Origin of the sequence: Kitasatospora purpeofusca, assembly GCF_000718025.1 — a bacterium.
Classification (GTDB): domain Bacteria; phylum Actinomycetota; class Actinomycetes; order Streptomycetales; family Streptomycetaceae; genus Kitasatospora; species Kitasatospora purpeofusca.
In genome coordinates, this window is record NZ_JODS01000087.1 from 1 (window position 1) to 1,781 (window position 1,781).

Here is a 1,781-nt window from a genome sequence, read left to right on the forward strand (position 1 = left end):
ATCGGCACCCTGCGCCGAGGCGAAGGCGGACAGCACCGCCTCCTCCACAGCCTCGCCGAAGCCCACACCACCGGCCTCACCATCGACTGGACCCCCTGGGCCGGTGCAGGCCGCCTCACCGACCTCCCCACCTACGCCTTCCAACACCGCCGCCACTGGCTGCCCGCTGCCAAGCCGGTCCTGGACGCGGCCGGGCTCGGGCTGAACCCGGCCGGGCACCCGCTGCTGGGCGCCGCCGTCCGGCTGGCCTCCCAGGACGGGCTGGTGCTGACCGGCCAGGTGTCACTGAGCACACACCCCTGGCTCGCCGACCACGGCGTGTTCGGGACGGTCATCCTGCCGGGCACCGCGTTCGTCGAACTCGCCCTGCACGCCGCCGACCAGGTCGGCCACCGCGTCCTCGACGAACTCACCCTCGAACGCCCCCTCGTCCCTCCCGCCCCCACACCACCGACACCGACACCGACCTCACCGGGTCCACCGAGGACTGGACCCGTCACGCCGTCGGCACCCTCACCGACAACGCCACCAACAACCCGACGCCCTACACCGGCACCTGGCCCCCCACCGGCGCCCAGCGCATCGACAGCGGTGACACCTACGAGCGCCTCGGCGCTCTGGGCTACAGCTACGGGCCGGCCTTCCAGGGCCTCACCGCGCTCTGGCAGCAGGGCCAGGACCTCTACGCCGAGGTCGTCCTGCCGACCGGCACCGACGGCTTCGCCCTGCACCCCGCCCTCCTCGACGCCGCCCTCCACCCGCTCCCCGCCGGTGACCTGTGGGTGCCCTTCTCCTGGAACGGCGTGCAGCTCCACGCCACCGACGCCACCACCCTGCGCGTCCACCTCACCCGCCGCAGCGAGAACGCCGCCCACCTCACCGCCTACGACACCACCGGCCACCCCGTCGTCACCGTCGACGACCTCCGCCTCCAGCGGATGTCCGCCGACCAGCTCGCCACCACCACCGACGAATGCGCGATCGGCTCGCCGAAGTCCTGGAGCTCACGCAGCAGTTCCTCGGCGACCGCGCGAACGACGACACCCGGCTCGCCGTCGTCACCCAGGGCTCGATCGCCGACCGGCCCGACCCGGTCACCGCGGCCGTCTGGGGTCTGCTCCGCTCCGCCCAGACCGAACACCCCGATCGCATCCTGCTGATCGACGTCGACACCTGGTCCGAGTCGGCACTCGCCACCGCCGTCGCCACCGGTGAACCGCAGGTCGCGGTGCGCGGTGCCGAGGTCCTGGCGCCGCGGCTGACCGTCGTCGCCCCGAACGCGGAGGACACCACCGCACCAGCGGCCTTGGATCCGAACGGCACGGTGCTGATCACCGGCGCGAGCGGCACCCTGGGCCGGCTGGTCGCCCGCCACCTGGTCACCGAGCACGGCGTCCGCCACCTGCTGCTGCTCAGCCGCAGCGGCACCGCCGCACCCCAGGACCTCCTGGACACCGGGGCGCACATCACCGTACGGGCCTGCGACGTCGCCCGTCCTGCGACCCAAGGCCGACGCCGTCCACGCCCTGCACGACCTCACCACCGGCACCGACCTCGCCGCCTTCGTCCTCTTCTCCTCCGCCGCCGGCGTCCTCGGCTCCGCAGGACAGGCCAACTACGCCGCCGCCAACGCCTACCTCGACGCGACACCACCGACCTCGGCCGTCTCACCCGCACCGGCCTCGCCCCCCTCACCACCACCCAGGGCCTCAACCTCCTCGACCAGGCCCTCACCACCACCCACCCCGCCCTCGTCCCCGCCCGACTCGACCTCCCCACCC

The 1,781-nt window shown here is 73.6% G+C and carries 3 pseudogenes; all 3 read left to right on the top strand.

The features are described 5' to 3' along the window. Positions 1-225: 225 nt before the first annotated feature. A pseudogene (locus IF01_RS51750) lies at positions 226-429 on the top strand (polyketide synthase dehydratase domain-containing protein); the annotation flags it as partial. 137 nt (positions 430-566) lie between these two features. Further along, positions 567-944 (top strand): annotated as a pseudogene (locus tag IF01_RS51755) (polyketide synthase dehydratase domain-containing protein); the annotation flags it as partial. A gap of 59 nt (positions 945-1,003) precedes the next feature. Beyond that, positions 1,004-1,781 (top strand): annotated as a pseudogene (locus IF01_RS50780) (SpnB-like Rossmann fold domain-containing protein); the annotation flags it as partial.